The organism is Microcoleus sp. B7-D4 (assembly GCF_036705125.1).
Lineage (GTDB): Bacteria > Cyanobacteriota > Cyanobacteriia > Cyanobacteriales > Microcoleaceae > Microcoleus.
This window is the reverse complement of sequence record NZ_JAUBTT010000022.1, coordinates 53,674-78,377: the sequence shown is the minus strand read 5'-3', so window position 1 is coordinate 78,377 and position 24,704 is coordinate 53,674. Positions and strand designations below refer to the sequence as shown.

Annotated in this window: 20 protein-coding genes; 10 read left to right on the top strand and 10 right to left on the bottom strand. The window is 47.1% G+C overall.

All coding sequences use genetic code 11. The features are described from left to right. Nucleotides 1-144: 144 nt before the first annotated feature. Both QUB12_RS11525 and QUB12_RS11520 read right to left on the bottom strand, forming a co-directional pair. On the bottom strand, nucleotides 145-3,486 hold the full coding sequence (locus QUB12_RS11525) for a PAS domain S-box protein (RefSeq protein ID WP_333306793.1): 3,342 nt from the start codon (nucleotides 3,484-3,486) through the stop codon (nucleotides 145-147). A 406-nt stretch (nucleotides 3,487-3,892) separates the two neighbouring features. Continuing rightward, the gene (locus QUB12_RS11520; protein ID WP_333306791.1) at nucleotides 3,893-4,588 is read right to left on the bottom strand and encodes an HAD family hydrolase; all 696 of its coding nucleotides are present in this window, start codon (nucleotides 4,586-4,588) and stop codon (nucleotides 3,893-3,895) included. Nucleotides 4,589-4,601: 13 nt separating this feature from the next. Between QUB12_RS11520 and QUB12_RS11515 the strand changes: the two genes are divergently transcribed. The 3 genes from QUB12_RS11515 to QUB12_RS11505 are packed head-to-tail and all read left to right on the top strand — an operon-like array spanning nucleotide 4,602 to nucleotide 7,417. Further along, a complete protein-coding gene (locus tag QUB12_RS11515; RefSeq protein ID WP_333306789.1) occupies nucleotides 4,602-5,396 on the top strand; it encodes a Uma2 family endonuclease in 795 nt (264 codons plus the stop codon). A gap of 51 nt (nucleotides 5,397-5,447) precedes the next feature. Then, a complete protein-coding gene (locus tag QUB12_RS11510) occupies nucleotides 5,448-5,579 on the top strand; it encodes a hypothetical protein (protein ID WP_333152416.1) in 132 nt (43 codons plus the stop codon). Between the two features lie 29 nt (nucleotides 5,580-5,608). Next, on the top strand, nucleotides 5,609-7,417 hold the full coding sequence (locus tag QUB12_RS11505; protein WP_333306787.1) for an aspartate kinase: 1,809 nt from the start codon (nucleotides 5,609-5,611) through the stop codon (nucleotides 7,415-7,417). A 552-nt stretch (nucleotides 7,418-7,969) separates the two neighbouring features. Here the strand turns inward: QUB12_RS11505 and QUB12_RS11500 are convergent. Beyond that, complete coding sequence (locus QUB12_RS11500) at nucleotides 7,970-10,753, bottom strand: FG-GAP-like repeat-containing protein (RefSeq protein WP_333306785.1); 2,784 nt, start codon at nucleotides 10,751-10,753, stop codon at nucleotides 7,970-7,972. A gap of 714 nt (nucleotides 10,754-11,467) precedes the next feature. Continuing rightward, nucleotides 11,468-12,502 (bottom strand): DNA (cytosine-5-)-methyltransferase, encoded by a 1,035-nt coding sequence (dcm, locus tag QUB12_RS11495; RefSeq protein WP_333139542.1) that lies wholly within the window; start codon nucleotides 12,500-12,502, stop codon nucleotides 11,468-11,470. A gap of 261 nt (nucleotides 12,503-12,763) precedes the next feature. Between dcm and QUB12_RS11490 the strand changes: the two genes are divergently transcribed. Further along, the gene (locus QUB12_RS11490) at nucleotides 12,764-13,147 is read left to right on the top strand and encodes a DUF4346 domain-containing protein (RefSeq protein ID WP_333139627.1); all 384 of its coding nucleotides are present in this window, start codon (nucleotides 12,764-12,766) and stop codon (nucleotides 13,145-13,147) included. 58 nt (nucleotides 13,148-13,205) lie between these two features. Here the strand turns inward: QUB12_RS11490 and psb32 are convergent, their stop codons facing one another. Further along, nucleotides 13,206-13,928 carry a photosystem II repair protein Psb32 gene (psb32, locus tag QUB12_RS11485; RefSeq protein WP_333139540.1) on the bottom strand — a complete coding sequence of 241 codons (723 nt, stop codon included), beginning with the start codon at nucleotides 13,926-13,928 and terminating at the stop codon, nucleotides 13,206-13,208. A gap of 132 nt (nucleotides 13,929-14,060) precedes the next feature. Between psb32 and QUB12_RS11480 the strand changes: the two genes are divergently transcribed. Continuing rightward, nucleotides 14,061-14,291: a hypothetical protein gene (locus QUB12_RS11480; protein WP_006635545.1), complete on the top strand. Its 231-nt coding sequence runs from the start codon at nucleotides 14,061-14,063 to the stop codon at nucleotides 14,289-14,291. A 289-nt stretch (nucleotides 14,292-14,580) separates the two neighbouring features. Here the strand turns inward: QUB12_RS11480 and QUB12_RS11475 are convergent, their stop codons facing one another. After that, nucleotides 14,581-15,126 (bottom strand): NADPH-dependent FMN reductase, encoded by a 546-nt coding sequence (locus QUB12_RS11475; RefSeq protein WP_333139625.1) that lies wholly within the window; start codon nucleotides 15,124-15,126, stop codon nucleotides 14,581-14,583. Nucleotides 15,127-15,709: 583 nt separating this feature from the next. On the opposite strand from QUB12_RS11475, the gene ftsH reads away from it, so the two are divergent. Continuing rightward, nucleotides 15,710-17,644: an ATP-dependent zinc metalloprotease FtsH gene (gene ftsH, locus QUB12_RS11470; RefSeq protein ID WP_333306783.1), complete on the top strand. Its 1,935-nt coding sequence runs from the start codon at nucleotides 15,710-15,712 to the stop codon at nucleotides 17,642-17,644. A gap of 260 nt (nucleotides 17,645-17,904) precedes the next feature. Here ftsH and QUB12_RS11465 read toward each other — a convergent pair whose 3' ends face one another. Beyond that, the gene (locus QUB12_RS11465; protein ID WP_333306806.1) at nucleotides 17,905-18,456 is read right to left on the bottom strand and encodes a M23 family metallopeptidase; all 552 of its coding nucleotides are present in this window, start codon (nucleotides 18,454-18,456) and stop codon (nucleotides 17,905-17,907) included. A gap of 286 nt (nucleotides 18,457-18,742) precedes the next feature. Then, entirely contained in the window at nucleotides 18,743-18,910 is a 168-nt protein-coding gene (locus QUB12_RS11460; RefSeq protein ID WP_333306781.1) for a hypothetical protein, read from the bottom strand. A gap of 34 nt (nucleotides 18,911-18,944) precedes the next feature. On the opposite strand from QUB12_RS11460, the gene QUB12_RS11455 reads away from it, so the two are divergent. Further along, nucleotides 18,945-19,328 (top strand): hypothetical protein, encoded by a 384-nt coding sequence (locus QUB12_RS11455; protein WP_333162726.1) that lies wholly within the window; start codon nucleotides 18,945-18,947, stop codon nucleotides 19,326-19,328. 286 nt (nucleotides 19,329-19,614) lie between these two features. Here QUB12_RS11455 and QUB12_RS11450 read toward each other — a convergent pair whose 3' ends face one another. Beyond that, a complete protein-coding gene (locus tag QUB12_RS11450; protein WP_333306779.1) occupies nucleotides 19,615-20,424 on the bottom strand; it encodes a phytanoyl-CoA dioxygenase family protein in 810 nt (269 codons plus the stop codon). A 228-nt stretch (nucleotides 20,425-20,652) separates the two neighbouring features. Here QUB12_RS11450 and QUB12_RS11445 point away from each other — a divergent pair, with 228 nt between their 5' ends. The 3 genes from QUB12_RS11445 to QUB12_RS11435 all read left to right on the top strand — a co-directional run bounded on the left by QUB12_RS11445 (nucleotide 20,653) and on the right by QUB12_RS11435 (nucleotide 23,670). Next, the gene (locus QUB12_RS11445) at nucleotides 20,653-22,101 is read left to right on the top strand and encodes a RecQ family ATP-dependent DNA helicase (protein ID WP_333306777.1); all 1,449 of its coding nucleotides are present in this window, start codon (nucleotides 20,653-20,655) and stop codon (nucleotides 22,099-22,101) included. A gap of 138 nt (nucleotides 22,102-22,239) precedes the next feature. Further along, entirely contained in the window at nucleotides 22,240-23,205 is a 966-nt protein-coding gene (locus QUB12_RS11440; RefSeq protein WP_333306775.1) for an RluA family pseudouridine synthase, read from the top strand. Between the two features lie 30 nt (nucleotides 23,206-23,235). Continuing rightward, nucleotides 23,236-23,670: a hypothetical protein gene (locus QUB12_RS11435; protein ID WP_333139528.1), complete on the top strand. Its 435-nt coding sequence runs from the start codon at nucleotides 23,236-23,238 to the stop codon at nucleotides 23,668-23,670. A 671-nt stretch (nucleotides 23,671-24,341) separates the two neighbouring features. Here the strand turns inward: QUB12_RS11435 and QUB12_RS11430 are convergent. After that, nucleotides 24,342-24,506: a hypothetical protein gene (locus tag QUB12_RS11430; protein ID WP_333139526.1), complete on the bottom strand. Its 165-nt coding sequence runs from the start codon at nucleotides 24,504-24,506 to the stop codon at nucleotides 24,342-24,344. Between the last annotated feature and the right edge of the window lie 198 nt (nucleotides 24,507-24,704).

Here is a 24,704-nt window from a genome sequence, read left to right as displayed (position 1 = left end):
CCCTCCAATCTGCAATTAAAATAGAAAATCTGGTAGCGACGCACCCTACAAGATACCCACGTTGCAGCCAACAGAAACCGGGTTTTTCCAAAAAACCCGGTTTCTGGATATCGTACTGCGTCACAGGACTGTTCCTGATTCCTTCTACTTAATTGGAATTTCGATGATAAATTCACTACCTTTACCGGGTTCTGAGAGGCACTGCAATTTTCCGTTGTGTTTTTCAACGACAATTTGGTGCGAAATTGATAAACCCAAACCTGTGCCTTTACCTACTGGTTTTGTGGTAAAAAATGGGTCAAACAAACGCACAATATGATCTTCGGGAATGCCCAACCCGTTGTCTTTGATCCGAATTAAAATGCTCTTGTCATCAATCGTTTCAGTTTGAATAGTAATAGTAGGCAAGATAGAATTTGCGGTGTCTTTTGCTTGGCTGCAGCTTTCTTCCAAGGCGTCGATCGCATTTGCCAATACATTCATAAATACCTGATTTAACAGTCCGGGATGACAGTTTATTTGCGGCAGTTCTCCGTATTGTTTAATCACTTTAATGCCCTGCCATTTGGCCTTGGCTTTCAGCCTGGTGTTCAACATTAACAAGGTACTTTCTAAACCTTCGTGAATGTCGGCAGTTTTGATTTTCGCTTCGTCCGCCCGCGAGAAATTTCGGAGAGTTTGAATAATTTCAACAATGCGCTCGCATCCGGTCTGCATCGAATTGAGCAATTTGGGCAGGTCTTCTGCTAGAAATTCTAAGTCTATATCCTCAGCTTGTTGCTGAAGTTTTGCTGGGGGATTTGGGTACTCTTCTTGATAGACTTGCACGATTTCTAACAAGTCGAGAACGTAGCCTCGGACGTGGCAGAGGTTGCCGGCGACAAAGCCAACTGGGTTGTTAATTTCGTGGGCAATTCCTGCTAGCACCTGTCCGAGGGAAGACATTTTTTCGGTTTGTACTAACTGCATTTGAGTTTGCTGCAAGTCGCTCAAAGCTGTTTGCAGTTCTTGGGATTTTTGCCGATCGCGATCGGCGGCGGCGGCCCGTTCTTCCTCAACTCCGATCGCCCCAGCAATAATTCCGATCAGCTTGCAGTCGGCTTCTGTGGGCGCGATCGAGTCGGTGTTGACAACGCATACCGCACCCACGTAATTGTCGCCCAGCCGCACTGCTTGTCCCAGATAGCTTCGCAGTTGGTAGCGGATGACAGCGGGATCGGTTTGGGCGTAGATCGTGTTCTGCAAGTCAGGAATGGCAACAGCCCGATCGCTTCCTTTGCTGCATACGTCGGTGCAGATGTGGCCCTCGGCGATCTCGACCAGCGGGTAGTCCGGCGGCGCTTGCCAAGTCGCGATCGCTTGCAGCCGACCGCCACCGACGTGGCTGTAGATGGCGCAGCTTCCGCCCAAAAGCTCACCGGCTAAGGATGTCAGGCGCTGGATGTTCTCAGCGGCGTCGGTGGTGAATCCCAAAAAGCACTCGTTGATTTTGCTGAGGCGGTACTCTGCTTGCCTGCGCGCCGTCATGTCGCGGGAGTTGATCACAATTCCTTTCACAGCGGGGTCTGCTAGCAAGTTGATGCCGACACCTTCGAGAAAACACCAAGAACCGTCAGCGCGCCGGAACCGACCTTCTAGGGCGATCGGATCGCCTGGATTTGCGATCAGTTTTTCGCCGTCGGACATCACCGAGGGCAGGTCGTCAGGGTGGATCAAATCGAGAGCAATTTGACCGGCGACTTCATCGGGTTCGTAGCCTAAAACTCTTTCTACAGAAGGGCTTTCGTAAACAATGCGACCGCTGGCGTCGAGAATAGTAATGATGTCGGAACTGTTGAGAATTAGCGATCGCCACTTAGCCTCATTTTGGAACAAAGCTGACTCGGCTTGTTTGCGATCGGTAATATCCTCTACCATTTGCAAAATAAACTGTGGCGTTCCCTGACTGCTGTCGATGACAGAGGCGCTGAGGCGTCCCCACCTGATGCTGCCGTCTTGGCGGAGATAGCGCTTCTCAATTTGGTAAGCTTCGCGCAAGCCCGCGGCCAACTGTTGGCGCAACTCGCGCGACGTTTGTGCGTCTTCCGGGTGCGCGCAGTCGTCGAGGCCGAGACCCCGCAGTTGAGCTTCCGATCGGCCCAGCATAGCTTGAAATGCCGGATTAGTGGCGATCGCCACACCTTCGAGGGTAGCGACTACCATGCCGATCGCAGCGCGTTCAAAAATTGCCCGAAACCGCTGTTCGCTGTCTCGCAAAGCTGCATCCGCTGCCACTTCCTGGGTGATGTCCCGCCCCGCGACGGCCAAACCTTTGCGCGAACCGTCGGGGTTGAACAGTGGCACTTTTCGCACTTCAAACAAATTGCTGCCGCCTGTGGGCAAGGAGACAATTTGGCGGCTGGAGGTAAGAGTACCTGCTTGCCAGGTAGTTTCGTCGGTTTCCTGCCAAGTTAGCAGGATTTCTCTGACTCTGGGATCGGCGGCGGCAGCGAGTTCGGCAGTAGTTTTGCCCTGGTAGTCTGCGGTTTCCCAGCCCAAAAGTTGGAGGGCGCAGTCGTTGGCAATCAGCCAGCGCCCCTCGCTGTCTGTGAGGTTGATCGCGTCGGGGACGGCGTTAATCGCGGTTTTCAACCAGTATTCTTGATTTCGCAGGGCTGCTTCAGCGCGCTTGCGATCGGCGATTTCGGCGACGGTTCCTTCGTAGTAAAGGAGCTCGCCATCTTCGTCGCGGACTTCGCGCACGTTTTCCGAGATCCAGGTAGTGCTGCCGTCTTGGCGGCGGACGCAGGACTCAAACTCTTTCAGGGAGCCGTTTTTGCTGATTTCTGCCATGAAGGAAGCGCGGCGGGTGCGATCGGCGTAAAGGTTTTTCGCCGAACATTTTGCGATCAGTTCTGACGGGGAATCGTAGCCGTACATTCGGGCGAGTGCCTGGTTGGCGCTGAGGTAGCGTCCGTCTGGGGCGGTTTGAAATATGCCTTCGGTGGCGTTTTCAAAGATGCTGCGGTATTTTGCCTCGGCTTGTTTGAGGGCTTCTTCTGCTTGGAAGCGATCGGTGATATCAGATTGGACGCCGATGAAGTGGGTAACGAGTCCGCTGCTGTCGCGCACCGGCGAGATGGTGAGTTCGTTCCAGAAGGCGGTGCCGTCTTTGCGGTAGTTTTTCAGAACTACTTTGCAGTCATGCTGTTCTTTCAGGGCTACGCGGATGCGATCGACGGCAGCGCGATCGGTATCCGGGCCTTGCAGGAAGCGGCAATTCTGCCCGATTATTTCGCTGCGATTGTAGCCTGTAATCCGCTCGAAAGCCCCGTTGCAGTAGACTATAGGCTTATCCGGCCGGGTAGCGTCCGCGATCGCGATGCCGTTGCTGGTAGCTGCCAGGGCGCGATCGTACAGCCTCCAGACTTCTTCTATTAAATTCGGTGTGCCGCCAGTACGAGTCGGCGATAGCGTTTCAGAAGGAATGCTTATATCTCTCTGCATGAGTTTCTATAAATTGAGTTTATTGTAGATACCGACTGCCAGCACACCCTAGAGTTTAACAAAATTGTCTGTTTTCTGAAGGCTGAAGTTAAAAGGCTATCATGCAGAATTTGGGCGGTAAATTCTACCTAAAGAAAATCTGGCTTCCCTCGTTTTTTTTTCCTTCTGCCTTCTGCCTTGTGCCTTCTACCTTCAAAGGAATCCTAGTTGTTAATTTATAATAGTTGTTCCCACCATAACTCTATCTCTGGTATAGTTTACTTGGCAGAGTTTGGGCGGCTTACAAGTTCGGTCATTTATTTTTTAACTTAAATAAAAAATACATCATCCTGCTCTCCTAAAAAAAAATAATTAAATACTTTATAGTTAAATGATTCAAACTATTCTCATAAAAAACCAGGAAAAATTAATTTTGAACTAACACAGCAAGTTCTGAAATATCGTCCATCGCGAAAGTCGGTTCGAGGGCGAGACACTGAGCGCGATCGCCATATCCGTAAGCCGCCCAACAAACATCTATCCCAGCATTTTTAGCAAACAGCAAATCAACCGCTGTATCGCCCACCATTAAAATTTGACTGTTATCCAACTCCGGGAACAGCGGTTTAATCATCGAGTGAAAAACAGCCGGATTTGGTTTCGGGATAATTTGTCCGTTATCACCTAAAATTAAATCAAAAAAGCTGTGAATTCTCAAATTATTTAGTAATACATTAACAAAGCTAACGTGTTTGTTGCTGAAAACTCCCAGGCTCAATCCCGACTGACGCGCCAACTGCAACACTTGCTTTGTCCCGGTAAATAACTCTACCTGCTTTTCACCTTCCGTCCGATAATAAGAGCGGTAAGTTTCAACCCATTCGGGAATTGCGCTTTCCTCGATCGCCGGATGGACGATTTTAAAACTATTTGGTAAATTGATGCCGATCGTCGCTATAATAGTATCAGCAGCAGGCGGGGCAATATTGAAACTTTCAAAAGTTTTGGTAAAGCAAAATACAATAGCTTTGTGAGTAATTGCCAAAGTACCGTCGAAGTCGAAAATAATTAACTTGTACTGACTCATCATCCGTTCCAAATGTGAATTATAATTTTTTAGCATTCAAGAGGTCAACATGAGTGTCACCGAAAAACCCGAACTTCTAGTAACAGATTTTACAGATTTTCCAGACCACACTCAATTACCAGATTCCGACGGTACTTTTGTGAAAAACTTTCAAGAACTCCCTCAAAGCATCCTGTTAACAACATCTGTTCGACCCATTTTAGACCAACTTCATCCCGACGGACAATATTGTATCGGTCAAGATTCCGGCATTTATTGGCGAGTCCCGCAACCCCCAGAACCCCTAGCCAGAGGAGCCGAAGCACCAGATTGGTTTTACGTGCCCGACGTGCCGCCAACTCTCAACGGAAATATGCGGCGTTCCTATGTAATGTGGAAAGAATTAATGCCGCCGTTAATTATACTAGAATTTGTCTCTGGAGATGGCAGCGAAGAAAGAGATAAAACTCCCAAAAAGGGGAAATTCTGGATTTACGAGCGAATTATTAGACCTGCTTTTTATGGAATTTATGAAGTCACAAAAGCCAAAATAGAATGCTATCATTTGGTAGAAGATAGATTTGAGTTAATGTCAGAAAATCAGCGCGGACATTACCAAATCGAGCCAATGGGATTGGAATTAGGCATTTGGCAAGGGGTTTATCAGGGCGTAGAACTGCCTTGGATGCGCTGGTGGGATGCTGAGGGGAATTTGCTGCTGGCTGCCGATGAACGGGTAGAACAAGCGGAATTGGCAGTCGAACAAGCGCAGTCAGAAGCAGAACAAGAACGGCAAAAGCGAATAGAAGCCGAGCAGCGAATTCAAGCTTTAGAAGCGCGTTTGCGAGAGTTAGAAGGAGGCTAAAATCCGAATCAAGAGGGCGGGTTTATTAAAATATTGGTGTGAGAGAATTAAATGGCTGGTAAAACCTGCCCCTACCCACATATTTTCATCGTTTACGCAGATATTTTTTTCTTTTCTCCGGTTTGTTGTATGGGAATTTTAAAAATTACCACTTCTAATCCAGAAGCTGCTTGTATTATTTGATAAGTATTTTGTAGCTTTGTGTAGAATCTATGGCACTAATTGTTCAGAAATATGGCGGAACCTCGGTTGGTACAGTCGATCGCATTCTGGAAGTAGCCAGACGAGTAGTAAAAACAGCACAGCTTGGCAACTCTCTGGTTGTCGTACTTTCAGCGATGGGCAAAACCACCGACGGTTTAGTTAAACTCGCCAAGGAAATTTCCCCAAATCCCAACAAGCGGGAAATGGATATGTTGCTCTCCACTGGGGAACAAGTCTCGATCGCACTTTTGAGCATGGCATTGCAGGAAATGGGACAGCCCGCAATTTCCCTCACCGGCGCCCAAGTCGGTATTGTCACCGAAGCCGCCCACACCCGCGCCCGGATTTTGCGAATCGATCCGAATCGGCTTGAAAGCCAGTTAAAAAGCGGTAAAGTCGTTGTTGTTGCGGGTTTCCAAGGCATCGCCGATGCCGGAGAATTGGAAATTACCACCTTGGGCCGTGGCGGTTCCGACACGACAGCAGTTGCCCTCGCTGCAGCGCTGCGGGCCGACAGGTGCGAAATTTATACCGACGTGCCCGGAATTCTGACTACAGATCCGCGCTTGGTTGCCGACGCGCAATTGATGGACGAAATCACTTGCGACGAAATGCTGGAATTGGCGAGTTTGGGCGCAAAAGTCCTCCACCCGCGCGCGGTAGAAATTGCCAAGAATTACGGCGTGCCCCTGGTAGTGCTTTCTAGCTGGAGTGACGCCCCCGGTACCCGTGTAGTGTCCCCACCCCCGCAACCCCGGCCTTTGGAGGGCTTGGAGCTCGCAAAAGCCGTCGATGCGGTGGAATTTGACTTAGATCAGGCGGGGGTGTCGCTACTGCGTTTGCCCGATCGCCCCGGCGTAGCAGCGCGGTTGTTTGGTGCGATCGCCCAACAAAACCTCGATGTAGACTTAATTATTCAGTCAATTCATGAAGGAAATACTAACGATATTGCCTTCACCGTGACGCGAAAATCTCTGCAACAAGCCACCGCCGTTGCAGATGCAATTATCCCCGCCCTCGGCAAGAATTCTCGCCCAGAATTGGGAGAACCGGAAGTGAAAGCAGAAGAGCGGCCAATAGCTAAAGTTAGCATTGCGGGTGCGGGAATGATCGGTCGTCCGAGGGTAGCGGCGCAGATGTTTAAGACTTTAGCGGATGCGGGAATTAACATTCAAATGATTTCCACATCCGAGGTGAAAGTTAGTTGTGCGATCGATGCTGAAGATTGCGATCGGGCCGTTGCTGAACTCTGCAAAGCATTTGATGTCGCCAACTCCCCTATTGGGCTGCGTTCATCCTCCCACAAACCGCCTGCAGTCCGCGCCGTTGCGTTGGATCTCAATCAAGCGCGTCTAGCAATTCGCCAATTGCCCGATCGACCCGGAGTAGCAGCAAAACTGTTCGGACTTTTAGCCGAGGAAAATATCAGCGTAGACACGATCATTCAGTCGCAGCGCTGCCACAATATCGACGGCATATTAACTCGCGACATTGCATTTACAGTCGCACAAATTGACGCCGAAGCTGCTAAAATAGTCCTCGAAAAAGCCGCCCCAGAATTCGGATGGGGCGAAGTAGCAGTCGATACACAAATAGCCAAAGTTAGCGTTGTCGGTTCCGGGATGGTAGCGCATCCGGGAGTAGCCGCAAAGATGTTTGAAGCGCTTTCCCGCCAGCAAATCAACATTCAAATGATTGCCACTTCCGAGATTAAAATTAGCTGCGTTGTGGATGAAGGACAAGGAGTAACTGCTTTGAAGGCAATTCACGCAGCTTTTGAACTTGCCGGCACTGAAAAAATCCAAGTTCCAGCGTAATTAAGGTTTCTAGTCAGGACTTTATACCGAATCCGAGTTTTTCACCCCCTTTATGATTCGGCGGTTGAAACCAATCCTACACAAACTTTCGTCTGCCTCCGCAGACTAAGAAATGAACGGGGTATTTAAGCCGCATTTGGTATTAGTCCTTTCTTCGAGATTCGTAGTAAGGAATTCAGTCCTTCAAATTTTATTTAATTGATATAAAAAAAATCGCCCTTTTTTTTAGGGTGAAACACTTGACTTCGAGGATTTAATCAAGTACAATTTAATAATGGGAGTGGTGGCAAAAATAAAATTTTTGCCACCACTCCCATTATCTAAAATATACCACAATAAATCAACCAAAGTCAATAGATAATCCTTCTTTTTTAGGGCCGAGCAGTTATTGATATCAATTCCGCCTGTATGGGAATGATTAAACCGCAGAGGGCGCAAAGATCGCAGATTCTCCAGAAGAGAGAAGAGAGATGAATAATTCCGATGTCAACGGATTTGATATGACACCACGGTAGCATAGAACAAAGCTTCAAGCGCCGAGTTATCTATAATCTACGAGGTAGTGAAAAAAACATCAGCAGTTAGATAGCTAGCATCGATATCAAAGACGATCGCTAAATAATCAGAATTAAATTTAATCGCAACAGAAGCCACTGGCATCCCACTATCAATCTGTAATAACACCGGCTCAAAGGACAGTTGAGCATAGGCAATGCCTGCACTCAAACCAATAGCATCACCCTTAGAAAAATCGATAATTACATCAGCCCGCTCAATGGATGCGATCGCCTGACTCTCCGCAAAAATAAAGGCATCATTTCCAGTACCGCCAATGAGAATATCTTGACCAAAATCGCCAATTAATACGTCATCCTCAGCACCGCCATTGAGAATATCATCTCCCTTGCCACCTTGCAAAACATCATTACCATCTCCTCCGACTAAGGTGTCATTATCATTGTTACCACTGAGAAAATCATTGCCAGAACCGCCGTCGAGAAAATCAGAACCTTTGCCGCCAAGCAAAATATCATTGCCGCCAACTCCGGCTAGCGTATCTGCCCCTTGATTGCCATTGATCGGATCGTCATCTTCTGTACCGGTGAGAAAGTCATTACCCGACAAAGCAGAAATTCCTGTCTTGGCGGCAACTTCTGGAATGGCAGTATCAGATCCGTCTGTTAGCAGGTAAAACCCTTCTCCGCGTAGATTTTCAGGGATTCCTGTCGGTTCGCCACTATCGGTGGCATTGGGGAGAGGGGTTTTGATAGAAAGTACAGGTGCTGGGGCGGGTACTGGTGTTGGGGCGGGCGTTGGGGCCGGCGTTGGGGCGGGTGCAGGAATGGGTGTTGGGGCGGGCGTTGGGGCGGGTGCAGGAATGGGCGTTGGGGCGGGCGTTGGGGCGGGTGCAGGAATGGGCGTTGGGGCGGGCGTTGGGGCGGGTGCAGGAATGGGTGTTGGGGCGGGCGTTGGGGCGGGTGCAGGAACGGGAGTCGGTATGGGTGTTGGCGCTGGGGCGGGTGCAGGAATGGGAGTTGGGGCGGGCGTTGGGGCGGGTGCAGGAATGGGAGTCGGTACGGGTACTGGTGCGGGTGCAGGAGTCGGTGCGGGTGCGGGAGTCGGTACGGATGCGGGAATTATCGTCTCGATCTGACTCTGATCGAGGAAATTTAATGGCAGAGTAATTTCAGTGGGTGTGGTTGAGAGGGTAAGAGGTAGTGTAGGAATTGATATCGGCGTTGGATTTACTACAGATATTAGTGCCGGTGTTGGAGTTGTCACGGGTGTTGGAGTTGTCACCGGTGTTGGAGTTGTCACGGGTGTTGGAGTTGTTATCGGTGTTGGAGTTGTCACCGGTGTTGGAGTTGTTATCGGTGTTGGAGTTGTTATCGGTGTTGGAGTTGTTATCGGTGTTGGAGTTGTTATCGGTGTTGGAGTTGTCACGGGTGTTGGAGTTGTCACCGGTGTTGGAGTTGTCACGGGTGTTGGAGTTGTTATCGGTGTTGGAGTTGTCACCGGTGTTGGAGTTGTTATCGGTGTTGGAGTTGTTATCGGTGTTGGAGTTGTCACCGGTGTTGGAGTTGTTATCGGTGTTGGAGTTGTCACCGGTGTTGGAGTTGTTATCGGTGTTGGAGTTGTCACCGATGTTGGAGTTGTTATCGGTGTTGGAGTTGTCACGGGTGTTGTAGTTGTCACCGGTGTTGGAGTTGTCACGGGTGTTGTAGTTGTCACCGGTGTTGTAGTTGTCACGGGTGTTGTAGTTGTCACCGGTGTTGGAGTTGTCACCGGTGTTGGAGTTGGCTCTGGAGTACCCTCATCGATCAGCACTGTGAAGCTTTTGCTCAACTCATTCGCCACAACAAGATCCAGTTTGCCATCACCATTGAAGTCAGCCGCCGCGACTGAGGAGGGACGCGAGCCTACTGGAATGTCTGCCTGTTTCGTAAAGCTGCCAGAACCAGAGTTTAGCAGTACAGAGATGCTATTGCTGCCTGTATTTGCGATCGCGATATCAGCGAAACCATCGCCATTAAAGTCACCTGTGGCGATCGAGCTTGGAGAATTACCAACAGTAATATCTGGCTGTTTGGTGAAACTGCTACCCTGAGAATTCAACAAAACTGAAATGCTGTTGCTACCTGCATTCGCGATCGCCAAATCAGGGAAGCTGTCACCATTAAAATCGGCTGTGGCGATCGCCTGGGGAGAATTTCCAACAACTATATCTGGCAGTTTTGTCAAGTTGCCACCACCAGCATTGAGCAGCAATGTAACATTATTGCTGCCTTGGTTCGCTACCGCCAAGTCGATTTTCCCATCAGCATTAAAGTCGATCGCCGTCATCGCCAGAGGATTGCTGCCAACAGGAATGGCTGGCTGCAAAATAAAGCTCAAACCACGGTTTAGCATCACAGCCACCACATTCCCTGTCCCATTGACGACAGCGAAATCTAGTTTATTATCTCCATCGAAATCAGCCGCGATCGCCGCGTCTGGAAAAGGCAGATTACCAAAGCTAAAGGCAGGAAATTTAATGTATCCAGATTTAGTATTTAACAGAAATGATATGCTACTGTCTCCGCTATTAGCTACCAAGAGTTCTGGTCGGTTGTCTCCACTAACAAAATCTGCAGCTAAAACGATAGTGGGGGCGCTTCCTACGGATTCGTTAGATTTTAAAGCAAAGTTTCCGGAGCCAGAATTAGCAAACAATGAGATGCTATTGCTGCCTAAATTCGGTACAACTAAGTCTGGTTTGCCATCTCGATCGAAGTCTGTCACCGTCACTGACAGTGGGTTCGTATTTAGCGATACATCTTTACGGGAGAAGTTCAAATTGCGACCTCTCTAATTTTTATTTATGTATAAATTTTGATGAATATTTTATATATTACAGGAATTTTGAACTAAGTCAATCTATTTTTAATTTTTGATTTTTAATTTGGGATTTTCCCCGCCCTGAGCCTGTCCCAGGCTGTGTTAGCATAAATAGGACTAAGGTCAACTGACCCAATTAGTAGGGTGTCGCGGAATCAGAGACCCTGAATAATCGCCCTAGAACTTCGTCGCCCGGCACCCTACAAGTTGATTTGAGTGTGACACTCACGTAATTCACCATCAAATTAGCGATCGACTTAAGGGATTTAATCTTATGACTGTAGCTAAGGAACATATTACTGATAGCAATAGCAATAGCGGTTTATCAAATTTCCGCGTCACTATCGAACGTTTGATCGAAATTTTAGATTTAGAATAAGAGGATGACTACGGAATTTTAAGACCGACTGAATATGCTTTCAGGACAGCGATGAAGTTAGTTTTTGAGGCATACGATAGCATGGGAAACAGTTTCCCAAAAGCCTCAAACAATACTTCCAAATAAGAAAGGTAGTATTTGGCTTGCTTGGGAAAATACAAATTCCGATCGGGCAGTACGCTTGATCTGCCCAATTAATGCCGATGAAAAATCTTACATTTATCATGTGACTGGGGAATATGGCTCAAAAGATATTACTTCAGCGGCAATATTAGTCCAGCGGCTAAAGTGGTTTAATGAAGCATGAACGATAAATGTTTTCGGAGTGCATCAGATGGCACTTCCTTCATTTGATCGTACAATAAATTTTGACTTAATATTTCTTTGGCGATCGCCTCCACCACCGGTACACAAACCGAATTCCCAATTTGCTTGTAACTTTCCCCCGCACTTGGATAACTCTTAAAATCTTCCGGAAAACCCATAAGACGATAACATTCCTTCAGCGTCAACTTTCTCACCATATCTTGCTCAGGAATGTAGATAAAAAACCTGCCCGATGTTTCTTGCGAAGGAATTGTCGGATGCACTCCATCTACCGAATAAATTCGATTAGGCTGTCTGTGAACTCTCGATAAATGTTCTGTATTCGGCCTCACGCCAGTTTTCCAAGTACCTTTATTTCTGTAACCTACAAACAAAAGTCCCGAATCTTGCTTTCTCGGAGACTCAATTAAAGTATACTCGGATTTGTCCAATATTTCAAAATCCCCTGTCTCGTCTAGAAATTCCCTAAGTTGGGGAGGAAACTTGCTTTTAAGTCCAGAAAAATTGAATTCTTTACCTTGAGTTGCAATAATAAATATTCTTTCACGATGTTGCGGAATTCCAAAGTCTTTAGCATTCAGCATTTTGTAATTCACGCTGTATCCCAAATCTTCAAGACTGGCAATAATTATTTTTAAGGTATTTCCCTTGTCGTGATGGATTAAGTGCTTAACATTTTCGAGAACGATAACTTTAGGCTGCTTGATTTTTATAATTTTACAAATCTCGAAAAATAGCGTGCCTCTAGTATCTTCAAAACCGAGCTTTTTGCCGCAAATGCTAAAAGGTTGGCACGGAAACCCGGCGACTAAAATATCAAAGTCTGCTAAATCGGCGGGATTGATGTTACTGATGTCGGCAAAAGGAACCTCACCGAAATTTTCTGTGTAAACTTGTCGGCATTTGCTGTTTATCTCGCAGGAAAAAACGCATTCAAAGCCAATTTTTTCAAACCCTTGTCTGAAACCTCCTATTCCTGAAAACAAATCTATAAATTTCATCTATAATTTAATACTAAATCTTACTAAAGCCAATCCTAACATATTTTGTTTCTCTCTCTTCTTTCACTCTGCGTTCTCTGCGCTCTCTGCGGTTCAGAATACTAATTTAAACAAAAACCCCGCGCCGGACAGGGCATTGCCGTGTCTACAGATATCGCCGAGAATGTCGATCGCCCAAAAACTCCCAAACTTGTCCCGCCGCCGACTAAACTAGAAATAGCAAAACAAAATACAGCCATTATCTACTTCCTTTCACCAACCATGAGTCAAACCTTGGAAAATCTGACCGCAATCGATGACAAGCTATCCAAACGCCACATCGACCTCGATCCGGGCGGCTACTTCATCATTTATCTCGATCGCGAAACCAGCTTAATCTGTGCCAAACATTTCACCAACATCATCGACGATCGAGGCCTCGCCATCGATCCCGAAACTGGTAAACCCATCCCCGCCCGTGGCAAAGTAGAACGCACTGAGGTCACACTTTTTACCGGCAGAACCGCCAAAGAACTTTGTGTCAAAATTCTAGAAGAAACCCGCCCCAGCCCGGTGACAATGTTAGATCACGCGGCTTATCTGGGACGGGAATTTGTACGGGCAGAAATTGCTTTGTTGAGCGATCGAGAATACGTTCAAGATTAGTGCAGCCCTGCCAGAATTTCTGGACAAAATGGCAACTTATCGGACTTAGCAGCACCGATTACGAAAAACCTTGATACCAGAAATAAGTCACCATCGGAATCACTGTCGCCAATACCAACAGCACAACCACAACAACTGTGGCATTGCCTTGGTCTGTTTCTTCAGCTTTTTTAAACGTGCCTTCAACTTGAATGTTGTCAACAACTTCAGGAGCACCCGGATCGGGTTCGCCCGACAAAACAGTTGCAATGCGCGTACTTGCAGCCGCAAATGCCTCGTTGTATTTATTGGCTTCCCGCAGCGGCACTTGCACGGTTTCCCCAGCCACACTCTGGGCAATTTCATCGGTTAGCAGGGATTTCACCCCTTCCCCCGTCCGAATTGCCGCACTGTTGGTAACAGTGTCGAGAACGAGTAAAATTTGATTAGTCTGGTCCTCTTTTGCGGGAAACCACTGTTCAAACAGTTGGTCGGTGAAAGTGGCTGTCGTTTCGCCGTAGTCTAAGCGGTGGATGGTGACAAATCGGACTTGTTTCCCTGTTTTGTTTTCCAGGTTGTCGAGCACGCTGCTGATATTGCTTTCGCTGCTGCGGCTGAGCACGTCGCCTTTGTCGAACACCCAAGTTCGATCGCCCGCCGACAACACCGGTATTTCGTAAACGCCAGTCGCCAATGCCGGCAATACCGCCATCTGGGATGCGATTAGGACGATCGCGATCGCCGCGGCTAAAGGTTGGAGATATTTTCTCCAGTTAAATAATTGCTTCAGGAGTCTGGTCATGAGGTTAACCGTAAAACTGACTTTTTTCCAAAAATACTATAGAAACCCCCGTAAAATTCATTTTATGCAGGGCAATATTTACAATTAGCTCGCCAGTGGAACTCCCCGCCCGATTATTTTAGGATTCTAACTATGGAACCAGCAGACACTTATAAAGGTTGGATTATTCAATCCCAGAAAGTCTTCTACGTCGAGGTTTGGGATAGCCGCGGCAACCGCCACGTCGCCGTCCAAAATGCCAAGACAGAGGAGGAAGCTTTGGAATTGGCCAAAAAGTGGATAGACAAATATGAGTCAAAACCCGGAAGAATGCCGATCGACGTACCCCATCCTTTCGGAGACATGATCGATATGCCATTTTAACTCAGTAGTCAGTAGTCAGTAGTCAGTAGTCAGTAGTCAGTAGTCAGTAGTCAGTAGTCAGTAGTCATTAGTCAGTAGTCAGTAGTCAGTAGTCAGTAGTCAGTAGTCAGTAGTCAGTAGTCAGTAGTCAGTAGTCAGTAGTTGGTTGCTACAAATTACCAATTGCCAATAACCAATACAAATTACTCCTTACCCATTACCAATAGTCATTAGTTATTGGTTATTGGTTAGTTACTACCAATTCCCAATTCCCAATTACCAATGACTACTGGCGAAAGCAAGCCGTCTGCTAAGAAATTCCTCGCAATTTCCGCGTATTTTCCACTAAACTCCGAGCAAATTCGTCGAACCTTTCAGACAGTTTTTCATCCAACAATGTACCATCAGGACTAAAAACTTTCCAAGCTTGTCCGATCGCAATTTGTTCGGGAATTACCCAAGCGTGCACCCATCTCAAAATGGTTCGCAAATCGTTGAGTGCGTTGCTGTTAACTTGCCCTCCCAAAACGCTAATCGCACCCGCAACTTTCCCGTCCAAATGCTCAAAACTCATCAAATCCAGGGCATTCTTGAGAGCACCGCTGACGCTACCGTGATACTCCGGCGTTGCCAAAATCAAGCCGTCGGCTTCCTTAACCGCATTTCGCAGCTTTTCCACATCCGGGTAATCGAGATAATCATTCTCACCGTCGCAGAAGGGCAGATTGAGCGATCGCAAATCGAATATTTCAACTTCCGCGCCCAGGGCCTCGGCCCGTTCTGCTGCCACCTTCAACGCTAACTGGCTGTAGGAGCCAGCCCGCAAACTTCCACCAATGCCGACAATTTTTACCATAAAGCTTAAAAACAATAACTGCTTGACTAAAGCGTACTCATTACGAGTATGATTAACATAGCAAGTTCGATCGGCAACTGTCAATCGATTTTAGATTTTAGATTTTAGATTTTAGATTTACCGACGGAGCCGAGAAACCGGGTTTTTTGAGCAAAATCAATCGATTTTAGATTTTAGATTTACGGACGGAACCCAGAAACCTGGTTTTTTGAGCAAAATCCATCGATTTGAGATTTGAGATTTACCGACGGAGCCAAGAAACCGGGTTTTTTGAGCAAAATCCTTGGTTATAGCCCGCAGATTACGTAAAAAACCCGGTTTCTTGAGGATGCGTGGGTAAGTTCAGTGAAGGGGGCCAAGAAACCGGGTTTTTTGAGCAAAATCCTTGGTTATAGCCCGCAGATTACGTAAAAAACCCGGTTTCTTGAGGAAGCCGTGGATTCAAAACCCCCCCTCTTGAGGGGCATCTTAAGATGCCCGCGAGAGATAAACCCATTCAACACCCGCCATCTTGTTAAAATAAATGAACGTAGCAAACCACAAGCGGTCAATCTTGGCAGTCTTCAACCTTGGGCAAAGCAATATGAAAAATTCTTGGAAACACGCATGGCTGGGGCATCTAGCTGTAAACAAAGACAAGTCGAGCCAGAATCCTAAAAAATCAATTCCAGGACGGAATCTTTGGCGCATCCTGGGCAGTTTGGTGATTTCTCAAGGAATATTGCTCTCGACCCCGGTGTTTGCCGACAGCGCGCCAAACACCATGAGTTACAGCCAACTGATCGACAACATAGAAAAAGGGCAAGTCAGTAAAATCGAAGTAGACGAAACTCAAAAAACTGCCAAGGTTAAGCTGAAAAATCAAAAAAGCGATCAGGCCCAATCAGTTACTCTCTTCGACTACAACAACCGAGAACTGTACTCGCAAATCCGCGCCAAAAAAATTGACTTTGAAGTTAAACAAACAGCCGACAACGCCGCCGCAGTCAGTTTAGTAGTAAACTTGCTAGTGATTTTTGCAGTGTTGGCAGTGCTGATGGCCATCCTGCGCCGATCGACCCAATCTCAAGGAAATGCCATGAACTTCGGCAAATCCAGAGCCCGTTTCCAAATGGAAGCCAAAACCGGCGTGATGTTCGACGACGTAGCAGGCATCGAAGAAGCTAAAGAAGAACTGCAAGAAGTCGTAACCTTCCTCAAAAAACCCGAACGCTTCAACGCCATCGGCGCCAAAATTCCCAGAGGAGTTCTGTTAATCGGGCCTCCAGGAACTGGCAAAACAATGCTGGCAAAAGCCATCGCAGGCGAAGCAGCCGTCCCCTTCTTCAGCATCTCCGGTTCCGAATTTGTCGAAATGTTTGTCGGAGTTGGCGCCTCCCGCGTCCGCGACTTGTTCAAGAAAGCTAAAGAAAATTCGCCCTGCATCGTCTTCATCGACGAAATAGACGCCGTAGGAAGACAGCGCGGCGCGGGTATCGGCGGCGGCAACGACGAACGCGAACAAACTCTCAACCAGTTGCTGACAGAAATGGACGGCTTTGAGGGTAACAGCGGCGTGATTGTGATTGCAGCTACTAACCGGCCCGACGTGCTCGATACCGCCCTGCTGCGGCCCGGCAGGTTCGATCGACAAGTAACGGTAGATTTACCCAGTTACAAAGGGCGTTTGGGGATTTTGCAAGTTCACGCGCGCAACAAAAAACTCGACCCAGAAGTTGCCCTAGAGACGATCGCCCGCCGCACTCCCGGCTTTTCCGGCGCCGACTTGGCAAACTTGCTCAACGAAGCAGCTATTCTCACTGCGAGGCGTCGCAAAGACACGATTAGTAACTTAGAAGTTCACGACGCGATCGACCGGATCACGATCGGGCTTACCCTCAACCCGCTGCTGGACAGCAAGAAAAAGTGGATGGTAGCATACCACGAAATCGGACACGCCCTAGTCGGGACGATGCTCAAAAATACTGATCCAATAGATAAAGTGACGATTATCCCCCGTTCCGGCGGCATCGCAGGCTTTGTTAGCTATGTGTACGACGACGAAATGATCGACAGCGAAGGTTTGATGAGTCGGGCTTGGCTGTTAAGCCGGATTACAGTAGCTTTGGGGGGAAGGGCGGCGGAGGCTGAAATTTACGGCGCTGCCGAAGTAACTCTCGGTGCCAGCGAGGATATCAAACAAGTCACCAGCCTCGCTAGGAAGATGGTAACGCTTTATGGAATGTCGGATTTGGGGCCTGTGGCTTTTGAAAGTCAGAACAATGAGGTGTTTTTGGGGCAGAACTGGAATTCCCGAAGTGAGTATTCCGAAGACATGGCAATCAAGATCGATCGCCAAGTCCGGGAAATTGCCTTTGAGTGCTACGAAGAAGCTCGCCGAATTATCCGCGAAAACCGCGCTTTGGTAGACAAACTTGTCGAAGCGCTGTTGGATGAAGAAACGATCGACGGCGACGAATTCCGCCAAATTGTAGCTCGGTACACCGAGTTGACAAAAAAAGAGTTAGCCCCAACGTAAAGAGTCAGTTGGCAGTTGGCAGTTGGCAGTTGGCAGTTGGCAGTTGGCAGTTGGCAGTTGGCAGTTGGCAGTGGTCAGTGGTCATTAGTTATATCATGTCCGCCTAATCACTTACGATATGTCCGCAGGGAGTTAAACGAAGCAATCGCAATGTTTCTGCGATTGCTTCTCTACGGTCGCAATGACGTTTAACCGGACAATTTATTATTGGTAAGAACTGTCAACTGACAACTGTCAACTGTCAACTGACAACTGACAAATTAAGATTGTTGGGAGTACATTTCCCGGAGTACCAAAGCCGGGTCTACCCAGCGGCCGCCGTACTTCAATCCCCAGTGCAAGTGAGGCCCACTCGTGCGGCCGGTCATCCCAACTCTGGCAATTCTCGCACCCGCAGGCACTGTTTGACCTTGCCAAATTTGCAAAGTACCTTCGCGATCGGTATAATAACGCCCGCCGTTAGCCGTTAGCACTCGGCCTCTAAGGTGACAGTAGATGTGTTCCCAATTTCCCGATCGCACCACCATACCAGTGCCGCATCGGCCATCTTCCCAAACTTCCACAACTTGCCCGCCCCACCAATTGCGGATATAGCTGCCTTCCGGGGCGGCCAAGTCCAAACCGTAATGAAAATCCCCGCCACGGGGGCCGAAGGGGGAAGTGTATGTTTCAAAGTTTTCGACTGGAAAAGAAGCTTCTTGCCACAAATTACCCGTCGCTACTCTGCTTGGTAAGCCTGACTGAGCTTTGACCACCTGCTGCAAATAAGGGCTAATCAACACAATGCCGATCGAAAGTGCCAGCAGCAGCATCTGTCTGAGACGAAAAAAGCGTTTTGCCGTCAGCGGGCCTCTAGAGTCTTGCAGGATTTTTTTCACGGCTCAAAGTTAAATGTGTGTAGGAGTTTGCGTTGTCTGTTAGGCTCACATCTTGCACCCTTGTCAATAAAGCTTTCAGGGGCGGGCTTTCTTGCCCACCCCACCAAAAAAATCATCCTTTGTGGAACGGGCCGGAAAGCCCGTTTCTCAGAAGGGTGCAAGATGTAAATTATGCCAATTCGCTGCAAGATTGGCTTTGAGCTCTACCCGCGATCGCGAATCAGTTTATCAACAACGTGTATCTTACTCCATCCAAAACCCGTGTCAAGGCTTCCGGGTAAATAGCCAGGGGTGATAAAAAAAATTCGCCGAGGAATTCGTGCTGCGGTTGAATTCGATCGAGCTTTTGCTTGACACTATAGTTAAGTTCGGGGATTTTGGATGACATCCAAAATCTCAAATTCATCACAAACATTCAAGCAATGCTTACTGAAATTTTTCCCTTTAGTTTTGCCATAGATGCAACGGCGATCGCCGGTGCGTCCTTGTGGTCTTTGGCCCTATACTGGGGCCTGTCGCCCCTCACAGAATGGGTAATCCTGCAACTCAACCGCTGGATGAATTTTGCCGAGAGATCCCTCTACACCTCGGAAGCCGAGTTTGAAAGAACCCGTCAAGCCAGAGAAGCCCAAAATGCCTTTTACGCTTCGCTGTTGAGCATTCTGCCCTTTTTGATTGTGGGCGGATTGTGCAATTGGGGCGTCGAATTGTCTCTGGGCACTGGTTGGGCGGTATCTATGGGTACGATCGCCTGTATTGGTGGTGGCGTGTACGAGCTCGGCCGCCGAGACGGCGAGGAGTCTTAGGGGATTTTGGATTTTGGATTTTGGATTTTGGATTGCTCAAGATATTCGGAGATTTACCATTCTCTAAAATTGATCGTAATCCCAAATCCAAAACTCCAAGTCTCAAATAACTTTGACCTTATAATGTTAATGGATTTGTGACAGATATTTTTTTTTATGAACCGCAGAGGGCGCAGAGGACACAGAGAAAGAGCAGAAAAGAGAAAGGAATAGAAGAGAATAGATGGTGTTCATATTTCTTCTAAGGCTTGCTATACAGGTAATCAAACAGAATTAGCCATGTATTTTAACCGTAATTTGACTCAGGATGTTTGCCTAAAAGCCGCAGTTGGCGTTCAGTAGCGGTAGCGATTATTTCGGGGTTAAACTGCCACGGCCAAGGCGAAAATTTCTGCGCGATGTTGCGGTGGGAATAATGGACTTGCAGTAAGTAGCGAGTTCCATCTGTTGTCGTATTTTTGCCGCCGGAGTGCCAAATTTCACTGCGGAAAAATAACACATCTCCTGCTTTGCACACAACTGGTTCTGGGGAGTGTCCGTTCCAAGTTTCTTCCCCGCGATCTGGTTTTCGACCAGATTTGTGACTACCAGGAATAATGTAGGTAGGACAGAGGTCTTCTGCGATGTCGCTGAGATAGAAATGGGCTGTACAAATCCATACTGGTAGTTGAAAAGTGCGTCCGGCAAACACGCTTTCGGGCAGGGGTACAAACACCTGATCGACGTGGACGCGCCAACCATCATAACCGGGCCCGCTTTTCCACGCAGTCATGCCGATAATATGGCAATCGCTGCCCATTAATGCTTCGGCTAATTCAATTATACCCGGTCGATCGACATAGGAAAGCCACAGGCGATCGCGATTAAAAACGCACTTAAAATGCTGGTTCAATTCACTCCAACTGCTACCATCGAGTCCGAACGGTTGCAGGCGATCGAGTGCTTCCTTGGTTTGCGCCACTTCCGACGGACTGAGTACACCGGGAATCAGCGCAAAACCATCTTCATGCACCGCTTCTACCGCCCCTGCTGTGTCGAAAAGATCACAAGTCTTTTGCCGATAGCTGAAAACTTCGCTTAACGTGCTTGCGTTCATAATTCAAATTAAAGTAAAATTATTAACTGTTATTAAATTATCACACTTCGGACAGTTTAAGGGCTGACGCGCATGGGCGAGAAACCGGGTTTCTACAAAATCTTTGCCATTAGTAACGACAAATCTACGAAGAAACCCGGTTTCTGAGGTTGCAAGTGCGACTGTAATTGTAATTAATGCGTATTTTTTTTAGGTATAATTCACACTTCTGATTTGGGAATAAATCCAATGAAAGACCAACAAGAACTAACATCATTAAATCAAGCCCGCGCTGCCTTCCAAAAAATCTGGGGATACGACGACTTTCGACCACCCCAAGGAGAAATCGTCGGTAGTTTATTAGCCGGAAAAGATACAATTATAATTATGCCGACAGGTGGCGGCAAATCAATCTGCTTTCAACTGCCAGCTTTGTTACAAACAGGCTTAACGTTGGTAGTTTCGCCGTTAGTCGCCTTGATGGAAAATCAAGTGCAAGAATTGCGATCTCGCAATCTTCCCGCTTCTCTCCTCCACAGTCAATTGCCAACAGCGCAGCGCCGACAAACTATGCAGTCGCTGCAACAAAACAAATTAAGATTGCTGTACCTGTCTCCCGAAACATTACTCAGCAAACCTGTTTGGGAAATTATCACTCAGCCACACATCCAAATCAACGGTTTAATATTAGATGAAGCTCACTGCTTAGTACAGTGGGGTGATACTTTTCGACCAGCTTACCGCCGTTTGGGAACAGTGCGATCGGCTTTGTTGAAAGCTAAACCAGCAAATAGTAAAATTGCGATCGCAGCTTTTACCGCTACCGCCAACCCGGAAGCACAGCAGATAATCAAAAATGTCTTGCAACTGCAAAAACCCGAAGCATTTTTGCTAAATCCCTACCGTTCTAACCTGCACCTGCAAGTGCAAACAGTCTGGACGCCGAGAGGACGCAAGCAGCAGTTATTAAATTTTATTAAAGCTCGACCAAAACAAGCTGGTTTAGTCTATGTCCGCACTAGGAAAGATAGCGAAAACTTGGCGAATTTGTTGGAAGCAGCAGGTTATGAAACAGCAGCATATCATGCAGGTTTAAGTCCCGAATCACGGCGAAAAATAGAAAACGCTTGGCTGAACAATGAGCTAAAATTCGTAACTTGTACCTCAGCATTCGGGATGGGAATTAACAAGCCCGATGTCCGGTGGGTTGTTCATTATCAAGCACCTTTGCTATTATCGGAATACATTCAGGAAATTGGTAGAGGCGGACGCGACGGCAAATCGGCGATCGCCCTGACATTGATTAGCGAACCGACGGGTTTGCTTTATCCCGAAGATAAACAAAGAAAGGAATTTTTTCAAGATAAATTGCGATCGCAATACCGAGAAGCTCAGCAATTAGCCAAAAAACTACCAGTTAAAGGTGATATAGAAGCAGTTTCCCGCGAATTTCCCGAAAGCACGATCGCCCTTTCGATTCTCCACAGCAGCGGACAATTAACATGGCAAGATCCTTTTAATTATGCGATCGACAAATCCGCACAGCAAAAAGCGGAAAAATCAAATTTTACCGCCGCTGAGGAAATGGTAAAATATTTGAAACATCGGCAGTGCAGGTGGCAATTTTTGCTGCAAGCTTTTGGGTTTGCAAATGAGGCGAAATCTATGCAGTGCGGCCACTGCGATAATTGTCGGTGAAACCAGTTCGTGGGGGCGGGTTTACGAGATTATAGGTTTTAGGCAATTATTATGGGTGAAACCCGCCCCTACAGGATATGTAGTGCATACAAATCGATCGATTTTAAATTAGCGATTACCGATTACCAAAGAAAGTAAATGATAGAAACAGACACTGCGGCACATATTTACACAGTAGAAAATACAGAGGAATTCGATCGCAGTAATGTCAATCAGCGATTAGATATTTGGCTGTCAAACCAGATACCGGACTTATCCCGATCGCGAATCCAAAGCCTCATATCACAAGGTAACGTCAAAGTCAACGACGAAACCTGCACCTCGAAAAAAATATCAGTAAAAACGGGCGATCGCATCCACCTCACATTACCTGAAGCCCAGCCCACAAAGTTGCAGCCCGAAGCAATTCCCCTCGACATCCTCTACGAAGACGACAGCCTAATTATCATCAACAAACCAGCCGGATTAGTCGTCCACCCAGCAGCCGGACACCAAGACGGTACCTTAGTCAACGCCCTCTTAGCCCACTGTCCCCTAGCAGAAATCGGCGGAGTTCAGCGGCCGGGAATCGTACACAGATTAGACAAAGATACAACAGGTGCGATCGCGATCGCCAAAACCGACATCGCGCACCAACACCTGCAAGCCCAACTCAAAACCAAAACGGCCCGCCGCGAGTATTTAGGCATAGTTTACGGGGCTCCCAACACCGAAACAGGCACAATAGACCTACCCATCGGGCGGCATCCCACAGACCGCAAAAAAATGGCGGTAGTACCAGTAGAAAAAGGCGGTCGCCCTGCAGTTACTCACTGGACAATCAAAGAAAGAATTGGCAACTATTGCTTAATGCACTATCAATTAGAAACCGGCCGCACCCATCAAATTCGCGTGCATACAGCGGAAATAAAACATCCCATTGTCGGCGACCCGATGTACAGTTCCAACCGTTCCATCGGCGTCAATTTAACCGGACAAGCCCTCCACGCATGGCGGCTGACTTTGCAGCATCCCGTAACAGGAGAATTAATAGAGGCGATCGCCCCTTTGCCCGATCAATTCAACACTTTGTTGAAAATATTGCGGTTGCGGGCTAATATTTGATATTTTGGGCAGTTAACACTGGTAATTTCTATGTCTAAATTTGAGGAACTTTGCAAAGCTTACGCCGCATCCCGGCAAGCATACCGCAAATCCTGCGAAGCTTGTCAGGATTTTAGTGAAATTTTTATCAAGCAAATGAGCGATTATTTGGAATGCCCGATTCAAAACCAAAATCATAAATTTGATGACAATGGCATACTGTATTTTGATGGTGCGATCAATGTTTGCGAAAATCCCGAAAATCCCGAAAATGGCGATCGCGAAACAGTCGAAATATCTTTGAGTGTTAACAAAGTTATTGACAATTTCATTCTCACGGTTTATCCTTGGGGTCACGAATTCAAGATTCTCATTGATGAACCCAGACACTTTGAAGAAGCTTTTGAATACATTTTTGATCGACTCCAATCAGCTTATACTGGCGTAAGCCTCTTACCGTCAGAACCTGATCCTGTACCTTTTTAATGACTAAACTCCTTACTATAAACCTTTTTTCCCCTTCCTTTTTTTTCATTAAACTTCTTGCCTAAATCTTTGATGTAAGAGGGAAACCGCAGATGAACGCAGATGAACGCAAATAGTTCAGGGGGTGACAACCCCGTCTTGACCCATAGCTAACAAAGGTTAGACCGATTTATGGTAAAAAAAGATGGGGTCAATTTTATAAGTAACCCTATCTATATGCAATCCTAAATCATTTGCATAATTATTGTAGGGGCAATCCCCCCGTGGTTGCCCGATAGATAGGGGGTAGGCACGGGGAGTAGGGGTAGCACTACCCCTACAAATGTATCTGAATCATTTAGGATTGCTATATATGCAATGTCACCTCCATTTTACCAAAATTGTTTCCCAAGACAACTAAAAAAATGGGTATTCAAAAATATGTGGGGCGCATCAAAGAAGAACCGCGAACTATACGCCGACATAGTATTTTTTGGATGGGATTGTATGGTCATTCTTGGGTAATAGAAATAGAATGTTGTGAAAAAATGATTGAGTAATTAATGGCAATAAGACGGAACAAGCTACCATTTTTTCAGAGGGCTTGAGGGCTATGTCCCTGATGAGACGGACGTTTTGAGGGCGTTGTCACCCCGTGAAGAAAAACCCTTTACTTACATCAAATCTGGCGGCTACTTTCCTAATTGATGTATCACCTTGTTCATAACTTTTAACAAAGCCAAAGCCGTCGCTTGACTGGTGGACTCCCAAATCCAAATAGTCAGCGCAAACGCGGAAATAGCGCTGCCAATCATCGAAGCAGCTTGTCCGAGCCAGAGTTGAATAAATTTTTGCATGAAATAGGCGATTAATAGGATTTAAAATTCCGAGGATAGGGGTTTTTAGGCAGGATAATGACCGAAAGCATCCAGGATACCCGCCACGTGATTCATTCCGAAAGCAGACTCAGGATCCAGAAATAAAAAACCTGTATCCGATGAAACTTGCCCCCCGAATTTATCTCGCGCAAGTCAATGCTTCAATTCTTTAATCTA